The sequence below is a fragment of the Janthinobacterium sp. SUN120 genome (genome assembly GCF_030397735.1).
Taxonomy (GTDB): domain Bacteria; phylum Pseudomonadota; class Gammaproteobacteria; order Burkholderiales; family Burkholderiaceae_D; genus Janthinobacterium; species Janthinobacterium kumbetense.
The window spans coordinates 226,980-251,405 of the sequence record NZ_JAPUBW010000006.1; the positions used below are offsets into that span (position 1 = coordinate 226,980).

The 24,426-nt window shown below is 63.9% G+C and carries 18 protein-coding genes and 1 pseudogene; 6 read left to right on the forward strand and 13 right to left on the reverse strand.

The genetic code is table 11. The features are described from left to right. Positions 1–11: 11 nt before the first annotated feature. From O0879_RS25500 to O0879_RS25515, 4 genes are read left to right on the forward strand one after another with little or no spacing between them, the layout of a single operon-like run. Positions 12–1,913 carry a dynamin family protein gene (locus tag O0879_RS25500; RefSeq protein WP_289919428.1) on the forward strand — a complete coding sequence of 634 codons (1,902 nt, stop codon included), beginning with the start codon at positions 12–14 and terminating at the stop codon, positions 1,911–1,913. Positions 1,914–1,951: 38 nt separating this feature from the next. Beyond that, on the forward strand, positions 1,952–3,115 hold the full coding sequence (gene mutY, locus O0879_RS25505; protein WP_289919431.1) for an A/G-specific adenine glycosylase: 1,164 nt from the start codon (positions 1,952–1,954) through the stop codon (positions 3,113–3,115). Continuing rightward, entirely contained in the window at positions 3,115–4,908 is a 1,794-nt protein-coding gene (locus O0879_RS25510; RefSeq protein ID WP_289919432.1) for a sensor histidine kinase, read from the forward strand. The genes mutY and O0879_RS25510 overlap by 1 nt, the downstream gene beginning before the upstream one ends. Continuing rightward, complete coding sequence (locus tag O0879_RS25515; protein WP_289919434.1) at positions 4,905–5,528, forward strand: response regulator; 624 nt, start codon at positions 4,905–4,907, stop codon at positions 5,526–5,528. The genes O0879_RS25510 and O0879_RS25515 overlap by 4 nt, the downstream gene beginning before the upstream one ends. Here the strand turns inward: O0879_RS25515 and O0879_RS25520 are convergent. From O0879_RS25520 to pilM, 10 genes and pseudogenes are all read right to left on the reverse strand, one after another. Beyond that, on the reverse strand, positions 5,525–8,746 hold the full coding sequence (locus O0879_RS25520) for a molybdopterin dinucleotide binding domain-containing protein (RefSeq protein WP_289919437.1): 3,222 nt from the start codon (positions 8,744–8,746) through the stop codon (positions 5,525–5,527). The two genes, O0879_RS25515 and O0879_RS25520, sit on opposite strands and share 4 nt — an antisense overlap. A gap of 10 nt (positions 8,747–8,756) precedes the next feature. Beyond that, on the reverse strand, positions 8,757–9,869 hold the full coding sequence (gene nrfD / locus O0879_RS25525) for an NrfD/PsrC family molybdoenzyme membrane anchor subunit (protein ID WP_289919439.1): 1,113 nt from the start codon (positions 9,867–9,869) through the stop codon (positions 8,757–8,759). Between the two features lie 3 nt (positions 9,870–9,872). Beyond that, positions 9,873–10,583 (reverse strand): sulfate reduction electron transfer complex DsrMKJOP subunit DsrO, encoded by a 711-nt coding sequence (gene dsrO, locus O0879_RS25530; RefSeq protein WP_289919440.1) that lies wholly within the window; start codon positions 10,581–10,583, stop codon positions 9,873–9,875. Positions 10,584–10,728: 145 nt separating this feature from the next. Then, on the reverse strand, positions 10,729–11,877 hold the full coding sequence (locus O0879_RS25535; RefSeq protein WP_289919443.1) for a deoxyguanosinetriphosphate triphosphohydrolase: 1,149 nt from the start codon (positions 11,875–11,877) through the stop codon (positions 10,729–10,731). A 1-nt stretch (position 11,878) separates the two neighbouring features. Further along, on the reverse strand, positions 11,879–13,525 hold the full coding sequence (gene aroKB / locus O0879_RS25540; protein WP_289919444.1) for a bifunctional shikimate kinase/3-dehydroquinate synthase AroKB: 1,647 nt from the start codon (positions 13,523–13,525) through the stop codon (positions 11,879–11,881). 12 nt (positions 13,526–13,537) lie between these two features. After that, on the reverse strand, positions 13,538–15,775 hold the full coding sequence (locus O0879_RS25545) for an Ig-like domain-containing protein (RefSeq protein WP_289919446.1): 2,238 nt from the start codon (positions 15,773–15,775) through the stop codon (positions 13,538–13,540). 55 nt (positions 15,776–15,830) lie between these two features. Beyond that, positions 15,831–17,162, reverse strand: a pseudogene (locus O0879_RS25550) (type IV pilus secretin PilQ family protein); the annotation flags it as partial. Positions 17,163–17,248: 86 nt separating this feature from the next. Then, on the reverse strand, positions 17,249–18,280 hold the full coding sequence (locus O0879_RS25555) for a pilus assembly protein PilP (protein ID WP_289919447.1): 1,032 nt from the start codon (positions 18,278–18,280) through the stop codon (positions 17,249–17,251). Positions 18,281–18,295: 15 nt separating this feature from the next. Beyond that, complete coding sequence (locus tag O0879_RS25560; protein ID WP_289919451.1) at positions 18,296–18,844, reverse strand: PilN domain-containing protein; 549 nt, start codon at positions 18,842–18,844, stop codon at positions 18,296–18,298. Then, positions 18,841–19,473, reverse strand: coding sequence for a pilus assembly protein PilM (gene pilM / locus O0879_RS25565; RefSeq protein WP_289919453.1), 633 nt, complete (start codon positions 19,471–19,473; stop codon positions 18,841–18,843). The genes O0879_RS25560 and pilM overlap by 4 nt, the downstream gene beginning before the upstream one ends. Before the next feature lie 301 nt (positions 19,474–19,774). Between pilM and O0879_RS25570 the strand changes: the two genes are divergently transcribed. Next, positions 19,775–22,120 carry a penicillin-binding protein 1A gene (locus tag O0879_RS25570; RefSeq protein WP_077398866.1) on the forward strand — a complete coding sequence of 782 codons (2,346 nt, stop codon included), beginning with the start codon at positions 19,775–19,777 and terminating at the stop codon, positions 22,118–22,120. A 66-nt stretch (positions 22,121–22,186) separates the two neighbouring features. Here the strand turns inward: O0879_RS25570 and cyaY are convergent, their stop codons facing one another. Then, positions 22,187–22,516, reverse strand: coding sequence for an iron donor protein CyaY (cyaY, locus tag O0879_RS25575; protein WP_251349386.1), 330 nt, complete (start codon positions 22,514–22,516; stop codon positions 22,187–22,189). 40 nt (positions 22,517–22,556) lie between these two features. Here cyaY and O0879_RS25580 point away from each other — a divergent pair, with 40 nt between their 5' ends. Beyond that, on the forward strand, positions 22,557–22,739 hold the full coding sequence (locus O0879_RS25580) for a lipoprotein (protein ID WP_143451401.1): 183 nt from the start codon (positions 22,557–22,559) through the stop codon (positions 22,737–22,739). Here the strand turns inward: O0879_RS25580 and O0879_RS25585 are convergent. After that, positions 22,736–23,389: a protein-methionine-sulfoxide reductase heme-binding subunit MsrQ gene (locus O0879_RS25585; RefSeq protein WP_289919457.1), complete on the reverse strand. Its 654-nt coding sequence runs from the start codon at positions 23,387–23,389 to the stop codon at positions 22,736–22,738. The genes O0879_RS25580 and O0879_RS25585 overlap by 4 nt on opposite strands. 9 nt (positions 23,390–23,398) lie before the next feature. Next, the gene (gene msrP / locus O0879_RS25590; protein WP_289919459.1) at positions 23,399–24,376 is read right to left on the reverse strand and encodes a protein-methionine-sulfoxide reductase catalytic subunit MsrP; all 978 of its coding nucleotides are present in this window, start codon (positions 24,374–24,376) and stop codon (positions 23,399–23,401) included. Positions 24,377–24,426 lie beyond the last annotated feature (50 nt).

Sequence of the window (24,426 nt, forward strand, 5' to 3'; positions counted from 1 at the left end):
GAGGGAGCCAGATGGTCAGAGACTTGGAACAATACAGCGCATGGCGGCAGGACGTGCAGGCCGCCTTGCAGGCATACCGGCAAGCCGCCAGCGCGGCGGGTCTGGTCGACGGCGCCTCCGCGCTGCGCCTGGCACGCTGTGGCTCCCGCCTGACTGACGACCGCCTGTCCGTAGCCTTCGTGGCGGAATTCTCGCGCGGAAAATCCGAGCTGATCAACGCCATCTTCTTTGCCGGCTATGGCCAGCGCATCCTGCCCTCGGGCGCGGGCCGCACCACCATGTGCCCCACCGAGCTGCTGTACGACGCGGCCTGGCCGCCATCGATCCGGCTGCTGCCCATCGAGACGCGCGCGCAGAACCTGTCGACCAGCGACTACCGCGACCTGCCCGCCGCCTGGGCCGTCCTGCCCCTGAACATCGAGGCGGGCGGCGACATGCAGGAAGCCATCCGCCAGGTCAGCCTGACGAAAAAAGTCAGCGTGGAAGAAGCGGCGCGCTACGGCCTGTACGACGCCGACGACGCGGATGCCCCCGCCATGCTCGACGAGGACGGCCAGGTGGAAATTTCCATGTGGCGCCACGCCATCATCAACTTCCCCCATCCGCTGCTGAAACAGGGCCTGGTGATTCTCGACACGCCCGGCCTGAACGCCATCGGCACGGAACCGGAACTGACCCTGAACCTGATCCCGAATGCGCACGCGGTGCTGTTCATCCTGGCGGCCGACACGGGCGTCACGCGCAGCGATATCGAAGTATGGCGCAACCATATCGGCGCCGGCGCGGGGCGCCTGGTGGTGCTCAACAAGATCGACAGCATGTGGGATGAATTGCGCGGCGATGCCGAAGTGGCGCAAGCCATCGAACGCCAGCAGGCCAGCGTGGCACATCTGTTGACGCTGGACGCCGGCCAGGTGTTTCCCGTCTCGGCGCAAAAGGCCCTGGTGGGCAAGATCAACCACGATGCGGCGCTTCTGGACAAGAGCCGTTTGCTGCCGCTGGAGACGGCCCTGTTCGAGGAGCTGATCCCCGCGCGCAAGGACATCATCCGGCGCCAGCTGGCGTTCGACCTGGACGCCATCGAGGCGGCGCAGCAGGTGCAGGCGGCGGCCCGCGCGCGCGGCATCGCCGAGCAGCTGCACGAGCTGCACAGCCTGCGCGGCAAGAACCAGAGCGTGATCGCGCACATGATGCGCCGCGTCGATATCGAGAAGAAGGAATTCGACAGCAGCCTGTTCAAGCTGCAGGCCACGCGCGCCGTGTTTACCCGCCTGTCGACGGAACTCTATACGAGCCTGGGCATGGACATCGTGCGCGACGATATCGATGGCGTGCGCGCCGCCATGCAGCGCAGCCGCTTTTTCACGGGCCTGCGCGAAGCCGTGCGCCAGTATTTCGAGCGCATCACCCGGAACCTGGATCGCTCGGAAGGCAAGACGGCCGAGATCACGGAAATGATGAACGTGATGTACCGAAAATTCGCCACCGAACATGGCCTGGCGCTGGCCTTGCCGATGCCGTTTTCGCTGGCCCGCTACCGCCAGGAGATCGCCGATATCGAAGCCGTGTACCACAAGCAGTTTGGCACGGCCACCCTGCTCACCACCAGCCGGGTCGTGCTGATGGAGAAATTCTTCGACACCATCGCCTCGCGCGTGCGCCGCAGTTTCACCAACGCCAACGACGACGCCAGCGCCTGGCTGAAAGTCATCATGGCGCCGCTCGAAGCGCAGATCGTCGAGTACAAGGCGCAGCTGAAACTGCGCTTTGCCTCGATCCAGCGCATCCACGACGCCACGGGCAGCCTGGAACAGAAAATCGCCGGCTTCGAGGCCAGCCTGGCGGCGCTCGAACGCGACAAGGCGCAGCTGGCGCAATTGCTCGCTGCCTTGCGCACCGTCAGCGCCACATAAAACACGCAACAACACGCCACAAGATACTGGAACTCTGCATGAAACGTCTGCTGCATCCGCTCTCGCCCGCCACGGGCGTGGCCCCCATTGAAGATTATATCGACCCGACTTTTTCCGCCACCGTCATCGCCTGGCAAAAGCAGCATGGCCGCCATGCGCTGCCGTGGCAAAACACGCGCGACGCCTACCTGATCTGGCTGTCCGAAATCATGCTGCAGCAAACGCAGGTCACCGCGGTACTCGGCTACTATGCGCGCTTCCTCGAACGCTTCCCTACCCTGCGCGATTTGGCCAGCGCCCCGGTGGAAGACGTGATGGCGCAGTGGAGCGGCCTCGGTTACTACACGCGGGCGCGCAACCTGCACAAGTGCGCGCAGCGCGTGGTGGCCGAATACGACGGCGTCTTCCCCAGCGACCCGGCCTTGCTGGCCGACCTGCCCGGCATCGGCCGCTCGACGGCGGCCGCCATCTCCGCGTTCTCCAGCGGCACGCGCGCGGCCATCATGGATGGCAACGTCAAACGCGTCTTCGCGCGCACCTTCGGCATCGCTGCCTATCCCGGCGAAAAACGGGTCGAGGAAGCCATGTGGCGCCGTGCCGAAGCGCTGCTGCCGGAGACAGGTATCGAAGCCTACACGCAGGGCCTGATGGACTTCGGCGCCACCCTGTGCACGCGCAGCAGCCCCGATTGCGGCCGCTGCCCGCTGCAGCCGCGCTGCGTGGCCTACGCCACCGGCCGCACCAAGGATCTGCCGGTGCGCAAACCAAAGAAAACCAGCCCCGAAAAACACGCCGTCATGCTGGTCATCATCGACGATGGCCAGGTGCTGCTGGAGCAGCGCCCAGGTTCCGGCATCTGGGGCGGCTTGCTGTCCTTGCCCGAACTCGATGGCCACGTGCTGGCCGGCGACGACTGTCCGCGCGACATCGATCAGGATGCGCTGACGCGCGCCGTGGCGCCGTTTGGCGCAATCGAGACGCAGGAACGGCTGCTGCCCATCGTACACGTCTTCACCCACTACAAGCTGCACATCGTCCCCTGCCGAATCACCCTGGCGCGGCGCCTGGCGCTGGCCGGGGAAGGCACGCACGTCTGGTACGACGGCGCGAAGATCGCCGATGCGCCGCTGCCCGCGCCCATCAAGAAACTGCTGCTGGACCTGTTCGGCGATGCGCGTTCGGCGCAGCGCAGCATGTTCTAGTGCGGCGTTTTGTACTGCTCGCGCTGGCGGCGCTGTGTCTGCACGGCGCCCATGCGGCGAACGACCTGCCCGAGGTAAGAATTGGCGTACTGGCCTACAAGGGCGGCGACGCCGTGCAGCAGGACTGGTCGTATGTGACGCGCCACCTGCAGGCGAGCATTCCCGGCATCCGTTTCATCCTGGCCGACTACGATCAGGCGGGCCTGACGCGCGCCGTGCAGTCGCAAGCCATCGCCTTTGCCATCACCAGCAGCGGCCATTACGTGGCGCTCGAACACAGCGATGGTGCCAGCCGCATCGCTACCCTGGAATCGCCATGGACGGAGTCACCGCGCCAGGCCATCGGCTCGGCCATCGTCGTGCGCAGCGCGTCGCCACTGCATGACCTGGCCGACCTGGCGGGCAAGAACGTGATGGCCGTGGCGCCCGACGCCTTTGGCGGCTACCAGATCGCCGCGCGCGAACTGCGCGAAGCGGGCATCGATCCCGCGCATGATTTTGCCAGCCTGCGCTACAGCGGTTTTCCCTCGCAGCAGATCGTCGACGCCGTGCGGTCAGGCCGCATGGATGCGGGCATCGTGCGCACCTGTCTGCTCGAACAGATGGTGGCGCGCGGCGAAGTACGCGCCGAGGAACTGCGCGTGATCACCACGCGCCCGATTCCCGGTTTTCGCTGCGCCAGCTCGTCGCGGCTGTATCCGGACTGGCCCTTCGTGGCCCTGCGCCAGACGCCGCCCGCGCTGGCGAAAAAAGTGGCGCAAGCCCTGCTGGCCATGCCGCGCACCGACGAAGGCTACAGCTGGACGGTACCCAGCGATTACCAGATCGTCGATGAGCTGTTCCGCGACCTGCGCATCGGTCCCTACGCCTATCTGGACAAGCTGACGTTCGAGACGGCGTTGCGCCGCTACTGGGGCTGGATGCTGCTGGTGCTGGCCTTGCTCGTCGCCTGGGCCGTGCACACGGTGCGCGTGGAATACCTGGTCAGCCGGCGCACGGAGCAATTGCGCGCCGCCCAGCACCAGCAGCGCGCGCTGGAAGAGCAGGCGCGCCAGCGCCAGGCCACGCTAGACCACACGGCGCGCCTGGCGATTCTGGGCGAAATGGCCAGCGCCATCGCGCATGAATTGAACCAGCCGCTGGCCGCCATCGGCAATTTCGCGCGCGGCATGGCGCGCCGCATCACGGCGGGTCGGCTCGATGCGGCGCCCCTGCTCGACGGCGCGCAAGAAATCGCCACGCAAAGCGAACGCGCGGGCGCCATCATCCGTCACATTCGCGCGATGGCACAAAAGCATCCCGCGCACAGCACGGCCTTCGCCCTGGCCGACGCCGTGGAGCAAGCCGTGGCCCTGTTCCGCGCAGCCCATCCGCAAGCCAATATCAGCTGGCGCCACGAGGCGGTCAGTGCGGCACCGCGCGTGCTGGCCGACCCGCAGCAAGTGCAGCAGGTGCTGCTCAATCTGCTCAAGAATGCGCTCGATGCACAGGTGGAAAACGACAATCCGCAACATGCCATCGGCGTGCTGCTGCACCGCGAAAACGGCGCCTGCACGGTGGCCGTGCGCGACGCCGGCTGCGGCCTGGAAGCGGCGCAGATGGCGCGTCTGTTCGAACCCTTCTTTACCACCAAGGCCGAAGGCCTGGGCCTGGGCATGTCGCTCAGCAAAAGCATCATCGAATCGTTCGGCGGCAGCCTGTCGGCGCACGCCAACGCCGATGCGCCAGGCTTGACGGTCTGGTTCCGCCTGCCCGAAGATACCGGCCTGGAAGCAAACAAGGACACACCATGAATGAAAGCGATGCGATCATCTTTGTCGTCGACGACGACGCCGCCATGCGCCGCTCGCTGGCCTATCTGTTCGATTCGGCCGGCTGGCAAGTGCAGACGTTCGAGTCGGCGCGCGACTTCCTGCAGCGCTACGCTGGCCATGTGCCCGGCTGCCTGCTGCTCGACGTGCGCATGCCTTTGATGAGCGGACTGGAACTGCAACAAGAGTTAAACAATAGGACCGGGCACGCCATCTCCCTGCCAGTGATTTTCCTCAGCGGTCACGGCGACCTGGCCATGGCCGTGCAGACGATGAAGGCGGGCGCCTGCGATTTTTTGGAAAAGCCGTGTAAGGACCAGGTGCTGCTGGACGCCGTCAGCCGGGCCGTGGCCCGCAGCGTGGAAGAAAGCCGTAGCGCCGCCAGCGCGAATACGGCGCAATCGGCGCTGGCCAGGCTCACCGCGCGCGAGCGCGAGGTGGCGTTGCTGATGGCCGAAGGCAAAGCCTCGAAAGTCATCGCCCGCGAGCTGGGCATCAGCGACAAGACGGTGCAGGTGCACCGCCATAACACGATGGAAAAACTGGGCCTGCATTCAGCAGCCGAGGTAGCCCGGCTGCTGATGGCCAGCGGCGAGATTTAAGCCCGCACGATACGCGCCGGCAGCCCCTGCCGCACCGACGTGCCCGAGACGGGATCGACGAACACGTTCTTGTCGCCGCGGCTCGGGTCCGTCAATCCCAGGTCGTTCAGGTTGATGCCAGCGCCGATGGCCGGTTCATCGGGCTGGCGCAGCTTGCCGATGCGGTGGGCGCGCGCACCGTGCTCCTTGTGGCCGAAACCGTGTTCGACGGCGATCACGCCCCGCTGCACGCCATGGCGCAGCATCACCGTGGCCCTGGCCCTGCCGCCCGGCGTTTCCAGGTAAATGGCATCGCCATTTTCCAGCTTCAAGCGGGCCGCATCGTCGGGATGCACGGCGACCGGGTTGTCGGGATGGATGCCGCGCAAGCGCCGCGCACCGATGCTGTAGGAATTCTGCAGCGCCGATTTAAAGCTGATCAACTCGAACGGCCACTCGCTGGCCGGATAGGTTTTGCGCACGGGCGTACCGTCGGCAAACGCCGCCACTCGCCAGGCGGGCGTGCCGGGAAAACGCTTGCCGCTCAAGCTGTTCTTGCTCACGCCCAGACCTTCGTTGTACAGCATCATCGGTTTCAGATAGCGGTGCGTGGACCAGTCCTGCGGATACGGCGTCTCGTCGATCACGGGTGCAGGAGCTGCCGGTGCCTTGGGATTCGCCGGTGGCGGCAGGCGCAGGCCGAACATCTCGCCATAGCTCTGGTAGCGCCCTCCCCGCGCCAGCATGAAGGCCACCTTGCGCCACTCTTCCGGCTTCAAGGTGCGCTCCAGTTCGGGGCGGATGCGCGCCACGCCGGACAGTTCGATATCGTCGTCGCTAGCTTCTGGCACGGACGTTTTCCCTTGCCAGGCGATGTTGGCGCCGCCCCGCAGATACCAGTCTTCCGCGCGCTGCAAGGGGAAGCGCTGGCCATCCATGTCCTGCAAGGCTTCCGGACCGAAACCGGGCAAGTCCATCGTTTTCGCCAGCGCGATGAAGAACGATTCCATGCAGATGGTCTGGCCGTCCGGCGTCTTTTGCACGCGCGGTTCGACCACGGGCCAGCGCGCCGTGCTCATTTTGACTGGCATGCCGCCCCAGGCGCCAGCCCAGCCCCAGCTTTCATACAGCAAGGTATCGGGCAGCAGGTAGTCGGCAAACGCCGAGCTTTCATTGATGAAGGGGTCGATGGCGACGATCAGGGGAATCTTCTTCGGATCGGCCAGCTCCTTGCCGATCTGCGCGCGCAAGCCCGTGATGCCGTAGACGGGATTGCAGCTCCACAGAATCAGCGCCTTCAGGGTGTACGGGTAGCCGTTCATGGCGCTGGTCAGCCACTCGGTGGCCAGCGCGGGCGCATTCGGATACCACGGCGCCTTCGCCGGATACGCCTTGCCCGCTTCTTTCTTCAGCTTGAATTCCGAGGTTTTTTCATACGGCACATTGCGCCCGATCGGCATGCCGGCCGCCTTGATCTCGCCGTCGAAACTCTCGAGGTTATAGCGCGGACCGGGTCCCGCATCCTTGAAGCTGCCGCCGTTGACCAGGGTGCCGCCCTTGCGATTCAGGTTACCGATCAGGGTATTGAGCATGACCAGCGCATACGCGTTATAGAATCCCGCACCCGACATCATGCCGCCGTGCGCATTGACGGCGGCGCGCTTGCCATGGCTGGTGAGTTCCTGCGCCAGCCCTTCGATGATGTCGCGTGAAATGCCGCAGGCGGCCGCGTAATCATCCATGCTGTGGCGCTGCGCTTCCTCGTTGAGCATCGTCATGGCCGTCTTCAGGTGCAGCGGTGCGCCCGCCACGTCCAGCGGACCGTCGAAGAACAGGCGCGCCTCACCCTTGGCGGCATTGTGCGGCACGATCGCTTGCGTGGCGGAGTCGATCACGCAAAAGGCGTCGCCATCCTTGTAGCGCTCTTCTTCCGACAACTCCACCGCGCCCATATCCGACGCGCGCAGGTAGCGGCCATCGCGCGGATGGCCCTTCTCGTTAATGATCAAATGCGTGGCATTGCACCAGGCGGCTTCGCCCGCCGCTTCCGCCACCTTCAGGTTCGGCTGCACGAGGAAGTTGCGGTCATAGCGTTCGTGCTCGATGATCCAGCGGATCATGCCCATGGCCAGCGCGCCATCCGTGCCCGGCTTGATCGGTACCCAGCGGCTGCGGTCGCCCGCGGCCAGGCTGTCCGCGTTCGTCAGCACGGGGTCGACGACGACGTAGCTGAATTCGCGCTTGCCCGACCTTGCTTTCGCGATCAGGGTGCCCTGGCGCTTGAACGGGTTGCCCGCATTGCCCGGCGCCGTGCCGACGAACATGCAGAATTCCGTATTTTCCAGGTCCACTTTCGCGTGCGGCATCTTCTTCATGTCGCCGAACATGGCACCCGAGCCGCTGCGGTAGGCGCCGCCGCAATACGAGCCGTGGTTGACCAGGTTCAAACTGCCGTACGACTGCTTGAAAAAGCGCGTGCCGAACGCCAGACGGCCATCGTCGGTACTGCACATCAGGCCCACCTGATTCACTTGCGGGCCCAGTTCCGGCTGCGCCGGATCGATCGGCTTTTCCAGCTCGCGCAAGGCGCGCAGTCCCTGCACGTGGCCTTCGCCAAACAGGTCGCCGCCTTCCGTCACTTCCTTCACCAACTGGTCGAAGGCGATCGGTTCCCACTGGCCGCCGCCGCGCGGCCCTACACGCTTCATGGGCGCCAGCACGCGGAACGGCGACTCCATCTGTTCCAGCACGCCGTTGCCGCGGCCGCAAGCCGTCGAACGGCCCTTCAGCCCCTTTTCCTGGAAGCGCGACAGCGAGACAAAACTGTCACGGATCGAGGTTTGATACGGCAGCGCCGGGTCGGCCGACAGGGGGCTGTAGGGATTGCCGGCCACGCGCAGCACCTTGCCGCCTTTTTTATCGAGGCGCACGCGCACGCCGCAAAACGTGGTGCAGCCCATGCACATGGTGTAGCTCACTTGCTGGTCGGGATTGACCGTCAGCTTGCCCGTGGCCGTATCGACGGAAAACTCGGGCGGCAGGGAATTGCCATGCAGTTTCTGCACGGGTTTATCCTTGCCCAGCGCATGGTCGACCATGCGGCCGGCCGTGGTGGAAAAGCTGGCGGCAAACGCGGCCAGGCCGCCGCCGATGGCGCCGTAGCGCAACAGCTTGCGGCGTTTTTCGTTTTCGTCGTCAGGGACGTCGTTGTGTGCGTTGTTGTGTATTTGATCGTTCATTTTTGACTCCTCAGTGCGTGGCCATGACGGGACGGCTGCGACCAGCGACGACGCGTCCCGCCCATGGCAAAAATTCCAGCATCAGCAACAGCAGCGCGATCCACAGGCCGGCCGTGCCAATAATGCCCAGCAAGCCATCGTTCCCCATCGGCAGGTGGTAGTCGTACAGGCCTGCGCCCGTCTTCGGAATCGTCTGGCCGCCGATAAAAATCGTCCAGCGCATCATCCAGGCGCTATGCAGCGCGATCAGGCCATTGGCCAGGCCACTCGTGGCCGGACGCCAGATGGCCAGCGCCATCGGCACGATGGCCGACAGCACGGCCCAGACGGCCGTGAACTGCCATTGCGGCATACCCGCCACCTGCGTAAAGGCCATGCTGTGGCTGGCGCTCACGCCGGAGAGACTGACGAACAGCCAGCCGCCGCCCAGTGCCAGCACCAGCGCCAGCGACAGGGCCAGCGCGCGGTTCAAGGACACTTCCAGGGCCTGGTCGCGACCCGGCAGGAAGCGGTTGAACAGCAGCGCCAGGCCCACGGCCCCGACAAAGGCCGTGGCGGCAAATTGCGCCGGAAGGAAAGGCGTGAACCACAGGGGACGGGCACGCACCACCATCACTTCCATGCCCGTGTACAGGCCCACGACGAAGGCGGCCAACAAGGTGAAGGCAGCGGCGACGCGAATGGCCCGCAAGGATGCGGCGCCGCCGCGCCCCAGCAAACGGTAGGCGAGGGCCAGGCGGTCCTGGCCCTGTCCCCGCGTGGCGAAATCCACGCGCAGCGCCAGCCACGCGTACAGCATCAGACAGCCCAGATACAGAGGAATGAAGAACGAACCCCACGACATCCACGACTGCGGCTGGAAATAAATGTAGAAGTGATAGAAGCGGCCCGGCCCGTGCAAATCGGCCAGCAGCGCCACGGGCGCCGTCATGCCGCACACGAGGGATGCCAGCAGCGCGATGCGTCCCAGGCGTTCATACGCCTTGCGGCCAAAGACGAAGTACGGCAGGGTCAGCATGAAACTGCCATAACTGAGGCCGATGAGGAAAAAATACTGCACCGCCCACGGCAGCCATGCCGCTTCGCGCGTGACGTTGAGAATTTCGGTGATGTGGCTGTCCATGGTTTATTTCCCGTGTTTGCTCGGTTGCCAAAGAGTCGCTTCGCCCTCGACGTGGCCGGCGAAGTGCGTGTCCAGTCCCAGGTAAAACACGTGGGGCTGGGTGCCCTGCTCGGGTTTCAGCACCTTCACCTTGTTCTCGGTCAGCAGCTGGTGCACCACGCTGTCCGGATCATTCAGGTCGCCGAAGATGCGCGCGCCGCCCACGCAGGTTTCCACGCAGGCGGGCAGCAAGCCTTCGTCGACCCGGTGCGCGCAGAACGTGCATTTGTCGGCCTTGCCCGTTTCGTGGTTGATGAAGCGCGCGTCGTACGGGCAAGCTTGCACGCAGTAGGCACAGCCCACGCAGCGGTCGCCATCGACGACGACGACGCCGTCCTTGCGCTGGAACGTAGCGCCCACGGGACAGACGGGAATGCAGGGGGGATTGGCGCAGTGGTTACACAGGCGCGGCAGCATGTAGGTGCCGCAGCGGTTCTCTTCCTTGACTTCATAGGTCGAGACGATGGTGCGGAAGCTGTTTTCCGGCACGGCGTTTTCCATGATGCAGGAGACCGTGCAAGCCTGGCAGCCGATGCATTTCTGCACATCGACCACCATCGCCCAGCGCTGGCCGCCTTCGCCCTTGGTGGCCGCCTTGCCTGGCAGCGGCGCGATGGCCGCCCCGATGGTTACGGCTGGCAAGGCGCGCAAGAAACTGCGGCGCGATTCAATCATGACACTCTCCTTGACTATGGGCGGCAAGCCCTTGTTGACTTGCTGCCATGATAGAAAAGAAGGCGCTACGGGGGTATTGGGGTGATCGGGTGGGGACCTAGATGATCATGCCAATTGACAGGGGAGAGGAATGGGGGTAATGGCCTTACAACTCGTCGAGCGAATACAGCCGGCGATGCTCGCGAATCGCGTAGCGGTCTGTCATGCCGGCGATGTAGTCGGCGATCTTGCGCGCCTGCTGCGTGACCGTGCCATCCCTGTTATGACCAATAAGCTGATAGTCGGGCGGCAGCAGGGCCGGTTCGTCCATGAAGCTGTCATACAGTTCGCGCACGATGCGGCTGGCCTTCACGCGCATGCGGTTGACCTGGTAGTGGCGGTACAGGTTTGCGCGCAAAAAGCGCTTGAGCTCCGTCGCATCCTTGCGCATGGCGTCCGAAAAACGGATCAGCGGAGGACTGGCGCGCACTTCGCTGACGTCGCGGGGAGCGGCGTCCGCAATCAGGGACGTCGACGTGACGATCAGATCGTCGGCCAGGGCCGTGATCAGGCGGCGCAGGGTTTCGTAGATGGCGCGCCGGCCCGACAGGCCGGGGAACGCCTGCTGCACCTCGCGCCACAGGCGACCGAAGAATTCCACCTCTTCCAGCTGGGCGATGGTGATCAGGCCGGAACGCAGGCCGTCATCGATATCGTGGCTGTTGTAGGCGATTTCATCGGCCAGGTTCGTCAGCTGCGCTTCCAGGGTCGGTTGCGTGCGGTCGATGAAGCGCTGGGCGACGGGACCGAGTTCGCGCGCATGCGCCAGGGAGCAGTGTTTCAATATGCCTTCGCGCGTCTCGAACATCAGGTTCAAGCCATCGAAGGCACCGTAATGCTCTTCCAAGGTGTCGACCACGCGCAGGCTTTGCAGGTTGTGCTCGAAGCCGCCGTGCGCCTGCATGCACTCGTTGAGCACGTCCTGGCCCACGTGGCCAAACGGCGTATGGCCCAGGTCATGCGCGAGCGCGATGGCTTCCACCAGGTCTTCGTTCAGGCGCAGGTTGCGCGCAATCGAGCGCCCCACCTGCGCCACTTCCAGGCTGTGCGTCAAACGCGTGCGGAACAGGTCGCCCTCGTGATTGAGGAACACCTGGGTCTTGTATTCGAGGCGGCGGAAGGCCGAGGAATGGATGATGCGGTCGCGGTCGCGCTGGAACTGGCTGCGCGAGGCGTGCGGCGCCTCGGCAAAGCGACGTCCCTGCCCCTGTGCCGAGTGGGCCGCATACGGGGCGAGGAAGTCTTCTGGCAGCATGTTATTGCACTCCGGCGGCCAGGGTGGCCAGCACCAGTTCGTGCGGCGCGGACGTGATGTTCGGGCTTCCCAAGGGTTTCAACAGGATGAACTTGATGGCGCCGCCCTCGTTCTTCTTGTCCACTTCCATCAGCTCCAGCCAGCGCTCGACACCGAGGTCCGGCGCCTTCACCGGCAGGCCGGCGGCGGCGACCAGCGCGCGCACGCGCTCGACGGCCGCCTGGTCGATATAGCCCATGCGGCACGACAGGTCGGCCGCCATCACCATGCCGCAGCCGACGGCTTCGCCGTGCAGCCAGTGGCCGTAACCGAGGCCCGCCTCGATGGCGTGGCCAAAGGTGTGGCCGAAGTTCAGAATGGCGCGCAAGCCGCCTTCGCGCTCGTCCTGGCGCACCACGTCGGCCTTGATTTCGCACGAGCGGGCGATCGCGTAAGCCAGCGCACCCTTGTCGCGCGCCATCAGCTTGGCCATGTTCGCCTCGATCCAGTCGAAGAAGGCCGCATCGATGATGGCGCCATGCTTGATCACTTCGGCCAGGCCCGCCGACAGCTCGCGCGCCGGCAGGGTTTCCAGGGTCGAGGTGTCGGCGATCACGGCGCGCGGCTGGTAGAAGGCGCCGATCATGTTCTTGCCCAGCGGGTGGTTGATGCCCGTCTTGCCGCCGACGGAGGAATCGACCTGCGCCAGCAAGGTGGTGGGCACTTGCACGAAACCGATGCCGCGCATGTAGCTGGCCGCCGCATAGCCGGTCAGGTCGCCGATCACGCCGCCGCCCAGGGCCACCAGGGTGGTCTTGCGGTCGCATTTATTGGCCAGCAGCGCGTCGAAGATCTGCATCAGGCTGGCCCAGTTTTTATATTCTTCGCCGTCCGGCAGGACGATGCTGATCACTTCGCGGCCATCGCTGGCCAGCGCCGCTTGCAGGCGGCCCAGATACAAGGGCGCGACAGTGGTATTGGTGACGATGGCCACCTTGTGGCCGCTGATATGGCGCAGCAGCGCATCGGCGTCGGCCAGCAGGCCGGGACCGATGGCGATCGGATAACTGCGCTCGTCGAGGTCTACGCTCAACAACATTTTGGATTGCTCGTTCATCGAAGGCTCTGCATGAATGACGCAATTGGGCGAGGCCTCGCATTCGAGGCTGGCCAGCTGCATCAGGATGGTCTGAACCATCGATTGTACGTTAGGACGGCCCGTGTCGATCACAATGTCGGCCACTTCCATGTAATGGGGCTCGCGCTGCGACGTCAATTCCTCCAGCTTGCGGCGCGGGTCGGCCGTCTGCAGCAGGGGGCGGTTCTTGTCATGGCTGGTACGCGCAAGGATGTTGCTGACGCTGGCGCGCAGGTAGACGACCGTGCCCCGCTCCTTCAGGTAGGCGCGACTGTCGGCGTTGAGGATGGCCCCGCCGCCGGTGGCCATGACGATGCCTTCCTGGGCGCTCAGGTCGCGGATGACTTCGGCCTCGCGCCGGCGAAAGCTGGCCTCGCCCTCGATTTCAAAGATCCACGGGATGGTCGCTCCCGTGCGTGCCTCGATCTCGTGGTCGGAATCGACAAAGCGCAAGCCCAGCTTGCGGGCCAGGATGCGCCCGATCGTGGTTTTGCCTGCGCCCATGAGGCCTACTAAAAACAGATTTTGCATGTGCTGCGACAGTTAATTTGGATTACGACAATCAGTGGCTTGCCCATACGGACTCAGGACGCCTGGAGGTGAAACATCCACGCGGTTAAAGTCCGTAGCCAGCCCCGGAAGCAAAGTGTAACCGACATAAGTTGCCTCCGTCCCGGAACTATTGCCACGAATCGTCAATTCGACGTCCAGCCAGTTGGCCCTGTCGCGCGGATAAGTCAGGGTAACGATCGCCGTTCCCGAGCTGTCGGTCTTGCCACCGGTCGACAGATTGAGCGGAATGCCCGGGTCGAGACGGCCATTGAGGTTGAAGTCGTTATTCGGATTGAAGGTGCCGCTGCGGTCCCGGTCTTCATTGTCACAGGCGTTCGCTGTCCTCACGACTATCCACGACTCGGCAATCTGGGAATATTGCAGATAGCCTTTGTAATAATAGCGGGGCCAGGCAGCGGCCGTGATGATCACGTCCGGCACGGGGTTACCGGCGGCGTCCGTCACAAACACGCTATACGTCTTGCGATAGGTGCTGCTGTCGGAGGCGTCAAGCGCATTGCCGCTGCCGGCGCTGATGAACAGCGATTTCTTCGTCACCGTCAGCTTGACCGCGGCGGCATTGCTCGATACGCCCTGCAGTTGCGCCTTGACAACGACGCCATCGACACCGGTAGTCCCCTGCCCCGCGATGTAGCTGACCGTGGCCACGCCATCGCTGTCAGTGGTGACCAGCGAAGGCGAACTCAGGGAACCATTGCTGGCGTCGGCCTGGATCGAGAAGCTCACCTGTGCATTCTTGACCAGGTTGTTTTCCACCGAGCCATCGCGTACGACGGCGCGCAAGGCGCTGCGCTGCGCCGTACTGCCGGCCGTATTGGCGCCGATGACTGCCGGGTCGGCTTGCAAGCTGATCGTGGCCTGGGCCGTCAATGGCGCAACGAACTCCACTTCCGACTGCACCAAGGCGCCGCTGCCTTCGTACTTCGCCGTCAGGGCGGTCAGGCCGGCGCCGCTGGCCTGTACGTAGGCGATGGCATTGCCTCCCACCAGCGCCAGCGGCGCCTGCAATGGCGTGCCGCAGGCGGCATCCTGATAGATGGCGCCGCGCGATGTACTGAAACGCACATTGCCCGTTTGTGGCACGCCCGCCACATCGCTATGCACCGTCACCGCATAGCAGGTGTTCGTGTTCAAGGTGCTCAACGCAACATTGCTACCCGACACGGCATTGATCGTGAAATTTGATGCATTAATTGCAATTGGCAACACGACGCTATCCCCCTGCGCCTTGACGCTGATGCTGTCGCTGCTGCCCACCTGGGCATTGTAGCTCAACACCAACTGGCCGTTGTTGTCGGTCAGTGCGGGACTGGCGCCGCCGCCCTTGACCGTGAGGGCATTGCTGCGGGCGCTAAAGGTCACCGGCTTGCCGACGAGGGGATTGCCGCTCGAATCGACCAGCTTGACCACCATGTCGGTGCTCGTCTTCAGGTTCACCGTCGAAAAGGCATTGATGACCAGCCGGGTGCCGCTGACGCCGATGTCCGTGCTGGCCGTTTGCGCGCCTGCGCTGGCCGTGACCTTGATCGTGCGCAAGCTGGCATCGCCCCCCGTATTCAGGCTGACCTGCGCCTGTCCCAGCGCATTGGTATTGACCTTGGTCGCGCCCAGCGCGCCCGAGTCGGCGCTGAACGTCACGCTGGCATTGGGCACAATGGCATTGTTGGCATCCTTGACAAAGGCGATCATGTTGACGGCGGTACCGCCCGATGAAGCGAGGGTGCCACCGGAAGAGGTCAGCAGCAAGCTGGCAATGCCGGAGGTGACGGGCACCACTTTCACCACCACGGGGGCCGATTCAACACCGCCGCTGCTGGCCTTGATGGTAATGTCGCGCAAGCTCGCATCGCCTTTCACGCTGAGTTTTTCCGTCACCGTGCCATTGGCATCCGTCACGCGGTTGGTATTGCTGATGGTGCCGGAACTGGCAGTGAAGGTCACCGTCTGGCCTGTCATGGCATTATTACCAGGATTTTTTACCACGGCAGTCAGTACGACTTCCGTGCCATCCGCGCCCGAGGCAACAATCGTTGTTGCGCCAGCAACCAATACCACACTGCCAACGCCGGCATTCGCGCCATCCTTGACGCCCAGGGTCGGATCACCGCCACCGCCGCCACAGGCGGCCAGCAAGGCGCCCAGCGCCAGCAAGACCAGCCAATTCGATACCCGACTCCAATAAGTGTTGCTCCAAGATACATTCCGCATAGTCGCCATCAGTCCGCTTTCGTTTGCATTGTTACTTAAACGTAAAGATGTGACATTAACGTGTTGCTGGCCGATCTGCCACTATTTTCGGCGTAATAAACACCATCAGTTCGGTTTTTTCTTGACTGCGGCCCGTGCTGCGGAAAAAAACACCAAGTACGGGGATGTCGCCCAGCAGCGGCACCTTGCTGTCCGTGCCCCGCTCGGATTGATGATAAATGCCGCCCAGTACCACCGTGCCGCCATCTTCCACCATCACTTGCGTGCGCACGTGCTTGGTGTCGATGGCGAAGCCGGAGCGGGTTTCCTGGCCCACGCTATCCTTGTTGACATCCACTTCCAGCACCACGTTGCCGTCCGGCGTGATCTGCGGCGTCACTTCCAGGCGCAGATTCGCCTTGCGGAAGGTGATCGACGTGGCGCCGCTGCTGGTGGCCACCTGGTACGGCAGCTCGATGCCCTGTTCGATCAGCGCCAGCACCTTGTCGGCCGTCACCACGCGGGGGCTGGAAATGATCTTGCCCCTGCCGTCCGCTTCCAGCGCGGACAATTCCAGGTTCAGAAAACGGTTGGCGGCCGCCGAAAACAGGCTCAGGGCGAAACTGGCCGGCTGCAAGCCATTGATACTGGCGGCCGGCAAGTTGACAAACTGCGTGTTCGGCACGAAGGCGCCGGCGCCGGCCACCGTTTGCCCCGTCGCCTCGCCCACGCCCTGGTAACTGCCGCCGATGGCCGCGCGGCGCCCGCTGCCGCCCAGGGAAAATCCGGGCACCTGGCCTGCCGCCAGGCGCTGGTCCGTAAAACCGAGGCGCGCGCCCAGATTGCGGCTGAAACTGTCATTCGCCTCGACGATGCGCGCCTCGATCATCACCTGCCGCGTGGCAATATCTGTCTTCGCGATCAGTTGACGGATCTGTTCCAGGCGCGCCGGCACGTCGGTGACGAACAATTGATTCGTGCGCGGCTCGATCAGCACGCTGCCGCGGCGCGACAGCAGGCGGCTGCGCCCTTCTCCCGCGTCCAGGGCGAACACCGTGCGGAACGCTTCGGCCTTCTGGTAATTGAGCTGGAAGATGGCTGACTGCAAGGGTTCCAGTTCGGCGATCTGCGCCCGCGTTTCGAGCTCCAGCTTTTCGCGCGCCAGCATTTCCTCGCGCGGCGCGATCCACAGCACGTTGCCATTGCGCCGCATGTCCAGCCCTTTCGCCTGCAGCAGCACGTCGAGCGCCTGGTCCCACGGTAAGTCGCGCAGGCGCAGGGTCACGTTGCCCGCCACGCTATCGCTGGCGACGATATTTTGCCCCGACGCATCAGCCAGGATGTGCAGGGCCGCGCGCACGCCCACGTTCTGGAAGTCGACGGAGATTTTCTCGCCAGCATATAAACGCGGCGCCGACACGTGCACCACGGCTTCCTGGGCAAGACTGCTGGCATGCAGACACAGCATGGCGGCCAGCAGCACGCGGCGCGGCCTCATGGCGCCGCCTCGGGCAGGCTGGCCTTCGCACCCACCCCCGCCGCCTGCAAGGCCAGGCTGCCGCGCCGCTCGCGCCAGGGACCACCCGCCTCGCGCAGCAGTTCACGGTACTGCAGCGCCTGTTCACTGATATCCGTCACCACGCCGTGGTCTTGCCCCAGATACTGGCCCACCGCTACCCGGTACACGCGCTGGCCCGCCAGCAGCAGTGCGCTCAGGCGTCCGTCCTGTTGCACGCTGCCGACCATGCTGATGGCCGGCAAGGCCACGCTTTCCAGCGGTTCGCGCACGCGCCGCGGGTCGGGCCCCGCCACGGCGCCCCGCTGCCCCGGCGCGCCGGCCGACGGCAAGGCGCCAAAAGGATCGGCCAGGGCGGCGGCCGCGTACGGCTGCGGCGCGACAGCGGCAAGCGGACGCCATGCCGCAGCGGCTGCGCCCGCCTTGGGCGCCAAGGCCTCTTGCGGGGTCCGCTCCCCCGCTGCAGGCAAGCGATACGCGTGCAGCACGGCATCGAGGGTCAGCAGACGATCCTTGCCGAGGGTCAAGGCCAGCCCATGCACCGTGACGATGCGCGGCAGGCGCGCCAGGTCCGCCAGCAGCGCGCCCATGGCGTGGTAGCCGCCGCGCAACTGTATGGCGATCGGCAAGGCGACATACGGCGCTTGCGGCTGGGCCGCACCGGGCTTGAACAGGGAAAATTGCAGGCCGCGCGACTGGCCTGCGGCATTGATCTGCGTCAACAGCAGCGCCATCGCCTGCTGGTCGGGCAGCTGCTGTTCCAGCAAGGCCAGCTCGGCGCCGGCCTGGCGCTGCTGTGCGCGCCAATGCGGCAACTGCTGCGCCCTGGCTTGCGCCGACAGATACGCGGCACGCAAGCGGACCTCCTCGTCTTGCCCCGCCTGCATGGCCGCAAACAGTCCATCCAGCCACGCAAGGTGCAGCAGGGCCGCCACCAGCGTCGCGGCCAAGGCAGCGCAAGCGAGGCGCGCGGGTAGCGGCCACAGCGACGCGATCTTCAAGCTCAGCATGATCAACCTCCAGGACTAGGGTGCCAAAGCCAGCCGTACCGTCCATTCCACGGCGCCATCGGCCGCGCCGCGCACTTCCACCAATTCCGGCCGGGACCAGGGCGCCGCCTGTTCTAGCCCCAGCAGCAATGCCGCGACCTTGTCCTGCGACGCAGCCTGCCCCTGCAAGCGCACCATCGCTGTTTCCTGGCGCACACTGTGCAAGGCTACGCCAGCCGGCATCGCCCGCGCCAGCGCGTCCAGCATGCGCACCCAGGCATTGCGTTGCTGTTGCAAACTGGCCATGGCTTGCTGGCGCAGCAGCAGCGCGGCCGTCTCGCCCTGCACCCGCTGACCCGCGACAAGCACGGCATCGACTTGCTGCATGGCACTACGCCAGCCCTCCTGGCGGCGCTGTTGCGCGTCGAGCTGGTACCGCAGCCAGGCGCCCGTCGCCACGGCCAGCAGCAGTCCCAGCAGCGCTCCGCCCGCCAGTTGCCACAGCAGCAACTGAATACGCCTGCGCCGCGCCGCGGGGCGATACGGCAACAGGTTGATGCGCTGCACTTGCGCCCGGACCGTCATCGGGCGTACCTGTGCAGAGCCAGGCCCCAGGCCAGCTGGTAGGCCACGCCACCGTCGGGCAGAGCTTGCCAGCCACCCTGCGCGAGCGCCGCCTGCAAGGCCATTGCCTCGCTATCCATGACGACGGCCTGCAAGCCCGCCGCCGTGGCCGCATCGAGACGGCGCTGCACGCTGGCGCGCCGCGCCGCCACCAGCAACACGTCGACCTCCTTGCCTGTTGCGCCAGCCAGCGGCGGCGCGGGGCCGAGTATGAAAAAATCCAGGCTGGCGTCTTCCAGCGCAAACGGCATGTATTGGGCCGCTTCCAGTTCCACGAGGATTTCCTGCTGTTCCTCCGGCAATCCGGCGGGCAGGCGGATCGCATGCGTGATCAGGGCCGTGGCCGGCATGGCCAGCGCCACCCGCGTGCAGGCGCTGCCACTGTCGCGGTGGGCCTGGCGCAAGGCATCGGCCAGGCCCTCCGTGTCCTCGACATTGCCTTCCAGTATCACGCCGGGCGTCAGCGCGGCGGCGCCGCAATGCCGGCACGACAGTCTTCCCCGCCTGCGCCTCAACTCGACCACGCGTACGGCATCGTCTGCGATGTCGACGCCCAGCAAGCCGATGCCAAGAAAATTGCTGATGGACATGTTTTTCATAGAGAAACGTCAGCGTGGGAGAGGTTCCTGCCATCCGACAGCCTAGTCCCGGCGGCGCTGGCTTGTAAATGGATTTCAGGCCGGAGTCTGCGGCGCGCGACGCCTATCTGGCCAAGCCGTGATCTGGCGCAGAATAATTGTTACCAAATCCTGGTTGCCAGCGGGCCAATACACGCTTATATAGAGTATCGGCAAGTTTCGACACTCCCCCCGGCCAGCGCCACGGCGCGCTGCCACCCCGGCAAGCTCGCTTATAATTGGCCGGCATAATTAACCGAAAGACATACGACGCATGACATCTTCAAAATCCGCTGGCCCCGCTGGCTCGAAGCCGCCCACCAAGGGCAGCAAACCCAAACGTTTCCTGCTGATGGCCCTGGTATCGCTGCTGGGCCTGGGCATCGTCGGCGTCTTGCTGGTGGTCTTTGGCCTGGCCATGGCGTATCCGAACCTGCCGGCGCTCGATACCTTGACCGATTACAAGCCAAAGATGCCGCTGCGCGTGTTCACGTCCGACAGTGTGCTGATCGGCGAATTCGGCGAAGAGCGCCGCAACATGGTGCACATCAAGGATATTCCCGATGTCATGAAGAAAGCCGTGCTGGCCATCGAGGATGACCGCTTCTATGAGCATGGCGGCGTCGATTACCTGGGCATCACGCGTGCGGCCCTGCACAACCTGACGGGCGGCGCCAAGCAAGGCGCGTCGACCATCACGCAGCAGGTGGCGCGCAATTTCTTCCTGTCCAGCGAACAGACCCTGAAACGCAAGGCGTATGAAGTCTTGCTGGCCTGGAAGATCGAGAAAAACCTCAGCAAGGACCAGATCCTCGAAGTGTATATGAACCAGATTTATCTGGGACAGCGTGCTTACGGCTTCGCCTCGGCCGCACAAATCTATTTCGGCAAGAACATCCAGGATCTCACCGTGGCGGAAGCGGCCATGCTGGCCGGCTTGCCGAAAGCGCCGTCGGCCTACAACCCCGTCGTCAATCCGAAACGCGCGCGCATGCGCCAGCAATACATCCTGCAACGCATGGCCCAGCTGGGCTACATCACGCCGGCGCAGTACGAAGAAGCGAAAAATGAAGAGCTGAAAGTGAAAACCGACAGCAGCGCCTTCGGCGTGCATGCGGAATACGTGTCGGAAATGGCGCGCCAGCTGGTCTACGAGCAATTCAAGGAAGATACCTATACGCGCGGCCTGAACGTCTACACCACCATCACCAAGGCCGACCAGGACGCCGCCTACATCGCCTTGCGCAAGGGCGTGATGGATTACGAGAAACGCCACGGCTACCGCGGCCCGGAAGCGTATATCGAGATTCCAAAAACCAAGGCAGAAGCCGATGACGCGATCGAGACGGAACTGGCCGACCATCCGGACAGCGACGACATCATCGCCGCCATGGTGCTGCAAGCGTCGCCCAAATCCTTGCAGGCCGTCACCTCGGCCGGCGAGGAAATCACGATTACCGGCCCGGGCCTGACCTTCGGCGCGGCTTGGCTGTCGGAAAAAGCGGCGCCGAACCGCCGCATCAAGCGCGGCGCCGTGATCCGCGTCATGCAGGAAGGCAATACCTGGGTCTTGACGCAGATGCCGGAAGTGCAATCGGCGTTCGTCTCGGCCAGCACCACGGACGGCGCCATCCGCGCCATGGTGGGCGGCTTCGATTACAACCGCAACAAGTTCAACCACGTCACGCAGGCGTGGCGCCAGCCCGGTTCGGCCTTCAAGCCCTTCATCTACTCCGCGTCGCTGGAACGGGGCCTGTCGCCGGCCACCATCATCAACGATGCGCCGATCTCGTTCGACGCGGGCCAGACGGGCGGCCAGGCGTGGGAACCGAAGAACTACGACAGCAAATACGATGGCCCGATGACCATGCGCAAAGGCTTGATGAAATCGAAAAACATGATTTCCATTCGTATTCTGCACAAGATCGGCGCCAAGTATGGCCAGGAATACGCGACGCGCTTCGGCTTTGACGCGGACAAGAACCCGCCCTACCTGACCCTGGCCCTGGGCGCCGGCAACGTGACGCCGCTGCAGATGGCGGGCGCGTATGCCGTGTTCGCCAATGGCGGCTACAAGATCAACCCGTATCTGATCGCCAAGGTGACCGATAGCGACGGCAATGTCTTGTCGCAAGCCAAGCCGGACCTGGCGGGCGAGGAAGCCAACCGCGTCATCGACGAGCGCAATGCCTTCATGATGAACAGCATGCTCAACGACGTCGTGCGCTTCGGCACGGCCAACAAGGCCATGGCCTTGAAGCGCCCCGACCTGGCCGGCAAGACGGGCACGACCAACGATTCCATCGACGCCTGGTTCGCCGGCTACCAGGCCAAGCTGGTGGGCATCGCCTGGATCGGCTACGACCAGCCGCGCAACCTGGGCAACCGGGAAACGGGCGGCGGCCTGGCCTTGCCGATCTGGATCAGCTACATGGCGAAAGCCCTGAAAAGCATACCCGTCGAGGAACGCGCCGTGCCGGAAGGCCTGATCCACGTGGGCGACGAGTATTACTATGCGGAAAATCCACCGGGCACGGGCGTAGGCAGCCTGGAAGGCGCGGCGCGCGGCACGCCGGAGGAAGAAAAGGCGAAAGAAGCCGTCAAGAACGAACTGTTTTAAGATCGTTTGATACAAAAAGGGCAGCCTGAAGAGGCTGCCCTTTTTTATGACACACGGCTAAGACAATTACTTCAATACAACTGCCGTGCCTGCCTGCTCGCTGGCCATGGCCGACAGGGCCGCAAACAATTCCGAGCCGTCGCGCGTGTTGCGCCATTCGCCATCCACGCGCTTGTAGTGGAAACCGCCGGAACGGGCCGCTACCCACATCTCGCGCATGGGGGCCTGGCTGTTGACGATGATTTTCGTGCCGTTATCGATGAATTCGATTTCCAGCACATTGCCGCTGCGGCTGCATTCGACGTCGAGCACGTCTTCATCGTTCAGCCGGTCCAGCGCCGCCTCGATCTGGGTCAGGGTGGCTTCGGCCAGGGCCAGGAATTCCGATTCGCTCATGCTACACTCCAAAGATCTTAATCAAACCGTGATTCTAATCGTGAAGTCATCCTCAGCGTTTTATATCGGCACCGCCATTGTGGTTTCTAGCGTCCTGGCCGGCTGCGGCCAGCCCGGCCCCCTGTACCTGCCCAAGCCGCCAGCGGCCAAGGGCGCGCCAGCCAAAGGCCCGGTCGAACCGGCGCCCGTGCCGCCGCCACCGGTCATCGTGCCAGCCGCCTAAACGGCACGCACCGGGGTGGCTGCGTTGGCCGCCCTGGCGCTTTTGACTCGCTTGCTCCAGGCGAAATACACGCGAATTAGCAGCAGTAGCGCGACGATGGAGCCGAACAGTATCGGTTGCGCGAAATTGTGCTTGCCCGCCTTCATCCACCAGAAGTGCAGGATGCCCAGCGGCGCGATGATGTAGATCAAGCGGTGCAGCCACTGCCAGCGCTTGCCCCCCAGGCGTTTCACCATGCCGTTCGTGCTCGTGACGGCCAGCGGGATCAGCAGTACAAAAGCGATGAAACCCACGGTGATGAACGGCCGCTTGAGTACATCCTTCCACATTTCCTGCACATCAAAAAAGTGATCGAACCATAAAAAGGTGGTGAAGTGCAGTGTCGCGTAGAAAAACGCGAACAGGCCCAGCATGCGCCGCAGCTTGATCAGCCAATTCCATTGCGTGAAGCGCCGCAAGGGCGTGACCGCCAGGCTGATGCACAGGAAATACAGGGTCCAGTCGCCCGTGCCGCGCGTGATGAATTCCAGCGGCTCCACCAGTTGCCCCGTGTACGTCAGCCAGACCATGCGGGCAAACGGCAGCAGCGCCAGCAAGAAGATCAGGCTTTTGAATAGCGACAATTGTCTCGGCGTGGGGTTGAAGGCCATGGTCTTTCCTTAAAAGAACTTCTTCAGATCCATGCCCGCGTACAAGGAAGCGACATCGTTGTAGCCATTGAACATCAGGGTCTTGCGCTTGCGCGTGAGAAAACCGTCTTCGCCGATGCGCCGCTCGGAAGCCTGCGACCAGCGCGGATGATCGACGTTCGGGTTCACATTCGAGTAAAAACCGTATTCGGACGGCGCCGACAGGTTCCAGGACGTGCGCGGCTGTTCCTTGACGAAACGGATCTTGACGATGGATTTGGCGGACTTGAAACCATATTTCCACGGCAAGACCATGCGCACGGGCGCGCCATTCTGGTTCGGCAATGTTTCGCCATACATGCCCAGGGTCAGCAGCGCCAGCGGATGGTTCGCTTCATCGATGCGCAAGCCTTCCGTATACGGCCATTGCAGCACGCGGCTGCCCACGCCCGGCATCTGTTTCTTGTCGGCCAGGGTGATGAATTCCACGTACTTGGCATTGCCCGTCGGTTCGACCTTCTTGATGATTTCCGAGAAGGAATAACCGACCCACGGGATGACCATCGACCAGCCTTCCACGCAGCGCAGCCGGTAGACGCGCTCTTCCAGCGGCGCCAGCTTCAGCAGCGCGTCCAGGTCCAGGGTCATGGGTTTCTTGACTTCGCCTTCGATGCTGACCGTCCACGGACGCGTGCGCAGGGTGCCCGCGTTTTGCGCCGGATCGCTCTTGTCCGTGCCGAATTCGTAGAAATTGTTGTAGCTGGTGGCGTCTTTATAGGCCGTCTGCTTTTCCAGCGCCAAATAGGCGGGATTCAGTTTGGCAGCCAGCTTGGGATTGGTGCCTTGCGCGAAGGCTTCGCGGCTGGCCATTTCCAGCAAGGCCGCACTGGACATCGTGCCCAGCGCCACTTGCTTGATGAAACTGCGGCGCGATTCAAACACGGCGCGCGGCGTGATTTCGGAAGAATACGGCAACTCAATGCCGTTGGGACTGCGCTTGATCAACATGGCGGCTCCGGGAAAAGGTGATTATTTGTACCTTACACCAGTTTTCCCGG

Coding starts and splice junctions, on each gene's coding strand:
- O0879_RS25520 (WP_289919437.1), bottom strand. CDS start 8,746: ATGAACGATCAAATACACAACAACGCACACAACGACGTCCCTGACGAC.
- O0879_RS25535 (WP_289919443.1), bottom strand. CDS start 11,877: ATGCTGCCAGAAGACTTCCTCGCCCCGTATGCGGCCCACTCGGCACAG.
- dsrO (WP_289919440.1), bottom strand. CDS start 10,583: ATGATTGAATCGCGCCGCAGTTTCTTGCGCGCCTTGCCAGCCGTAACC.
- O0879_RS25515 (WP_289919434.1), top strand. CDS start 4,905: ATGAATGAAAGCGATGCGATCATCTTTGTCGTCGACGACGACGCCGCC.
- nrfD (WP_289919439.1), bottom strand. CDS start 9,869: ATGGACAGCCACATCACCGAAATTCTCAACGTCACGCGCGAAGCGGCA.
- O0879_RS25555 (WP_289919447.1), bottom strand. CDS start 18,280: ATGCTGAGCTTGAAGATCGCGTCGCTGTGGCCGCTACCCGCGCGCCTC.
- pilM (WP_289919453.1), bottom strand. CDS start 19,473: ATGTCCATCAGCAATTTTCTTGGCATCGGCTTGCTGGGCGTCGACATC.
- aroKB (WP_289919444.1), bottom strand. CDS start 13,525: ATGCAAAATCTGTTTTTAGTAGGCCTCATGGGCGCAGGCAAAACCACG.
- O0879_RS25560 (WP_289919451.1), bottom strand. CDS start 18,844: ATGACGGTCCGGGCGCAAGTGCAGCGCATCAACCTGTTGCCGTATCGC.
- O0879_RS25500 (WP_289919428.1), top strand. CDS start 12: ATGGTCAGAGACTTGGAACAATACAGCGCATGGCGGCAGGACGTGCAG.
- msrP (WP_289919459.1), bottom strand. CDS start 24,376: ATGTTGATCAAGCGCAGTCCCAACGGCATTGAGTTGCCGTATTCTTCC.
- mutY (WP_289919431.1), top strand. CDS start 1,952: ATGAAACGTCTGCTGCATCCGCTCTCGCCCGCCACGGGCGTGGCCCCC.
- cyaY (WP_251349386.1), bottom strand. CDS start 22,516: ATGAGCGAATCGGAATTCCTGGCCCTGGCCGAAGCCACCCTGACCCAG.
- O0879_RS25585 (WP_289919457.1), bottom strand. CDS start 23,389: ATGGCCTTCAACCCCACGCCGAGACAATTGTCGCTATTCAAAAGCCTG.
- O0879_RS25570 (WP_077398866.1), top strand. CDS start 19,775: ATGACATCTTCAAAATCCGCTGGCCCCGCTGGCTCGAAGCCGCCCACC.
- O0879_RS25545 (WP_289919446.1), bottom strand. CDS start 15,775: ATGCGGAATGTATCTTGGAGCAACACTTATTGGAGTCGGGTATCGAAT.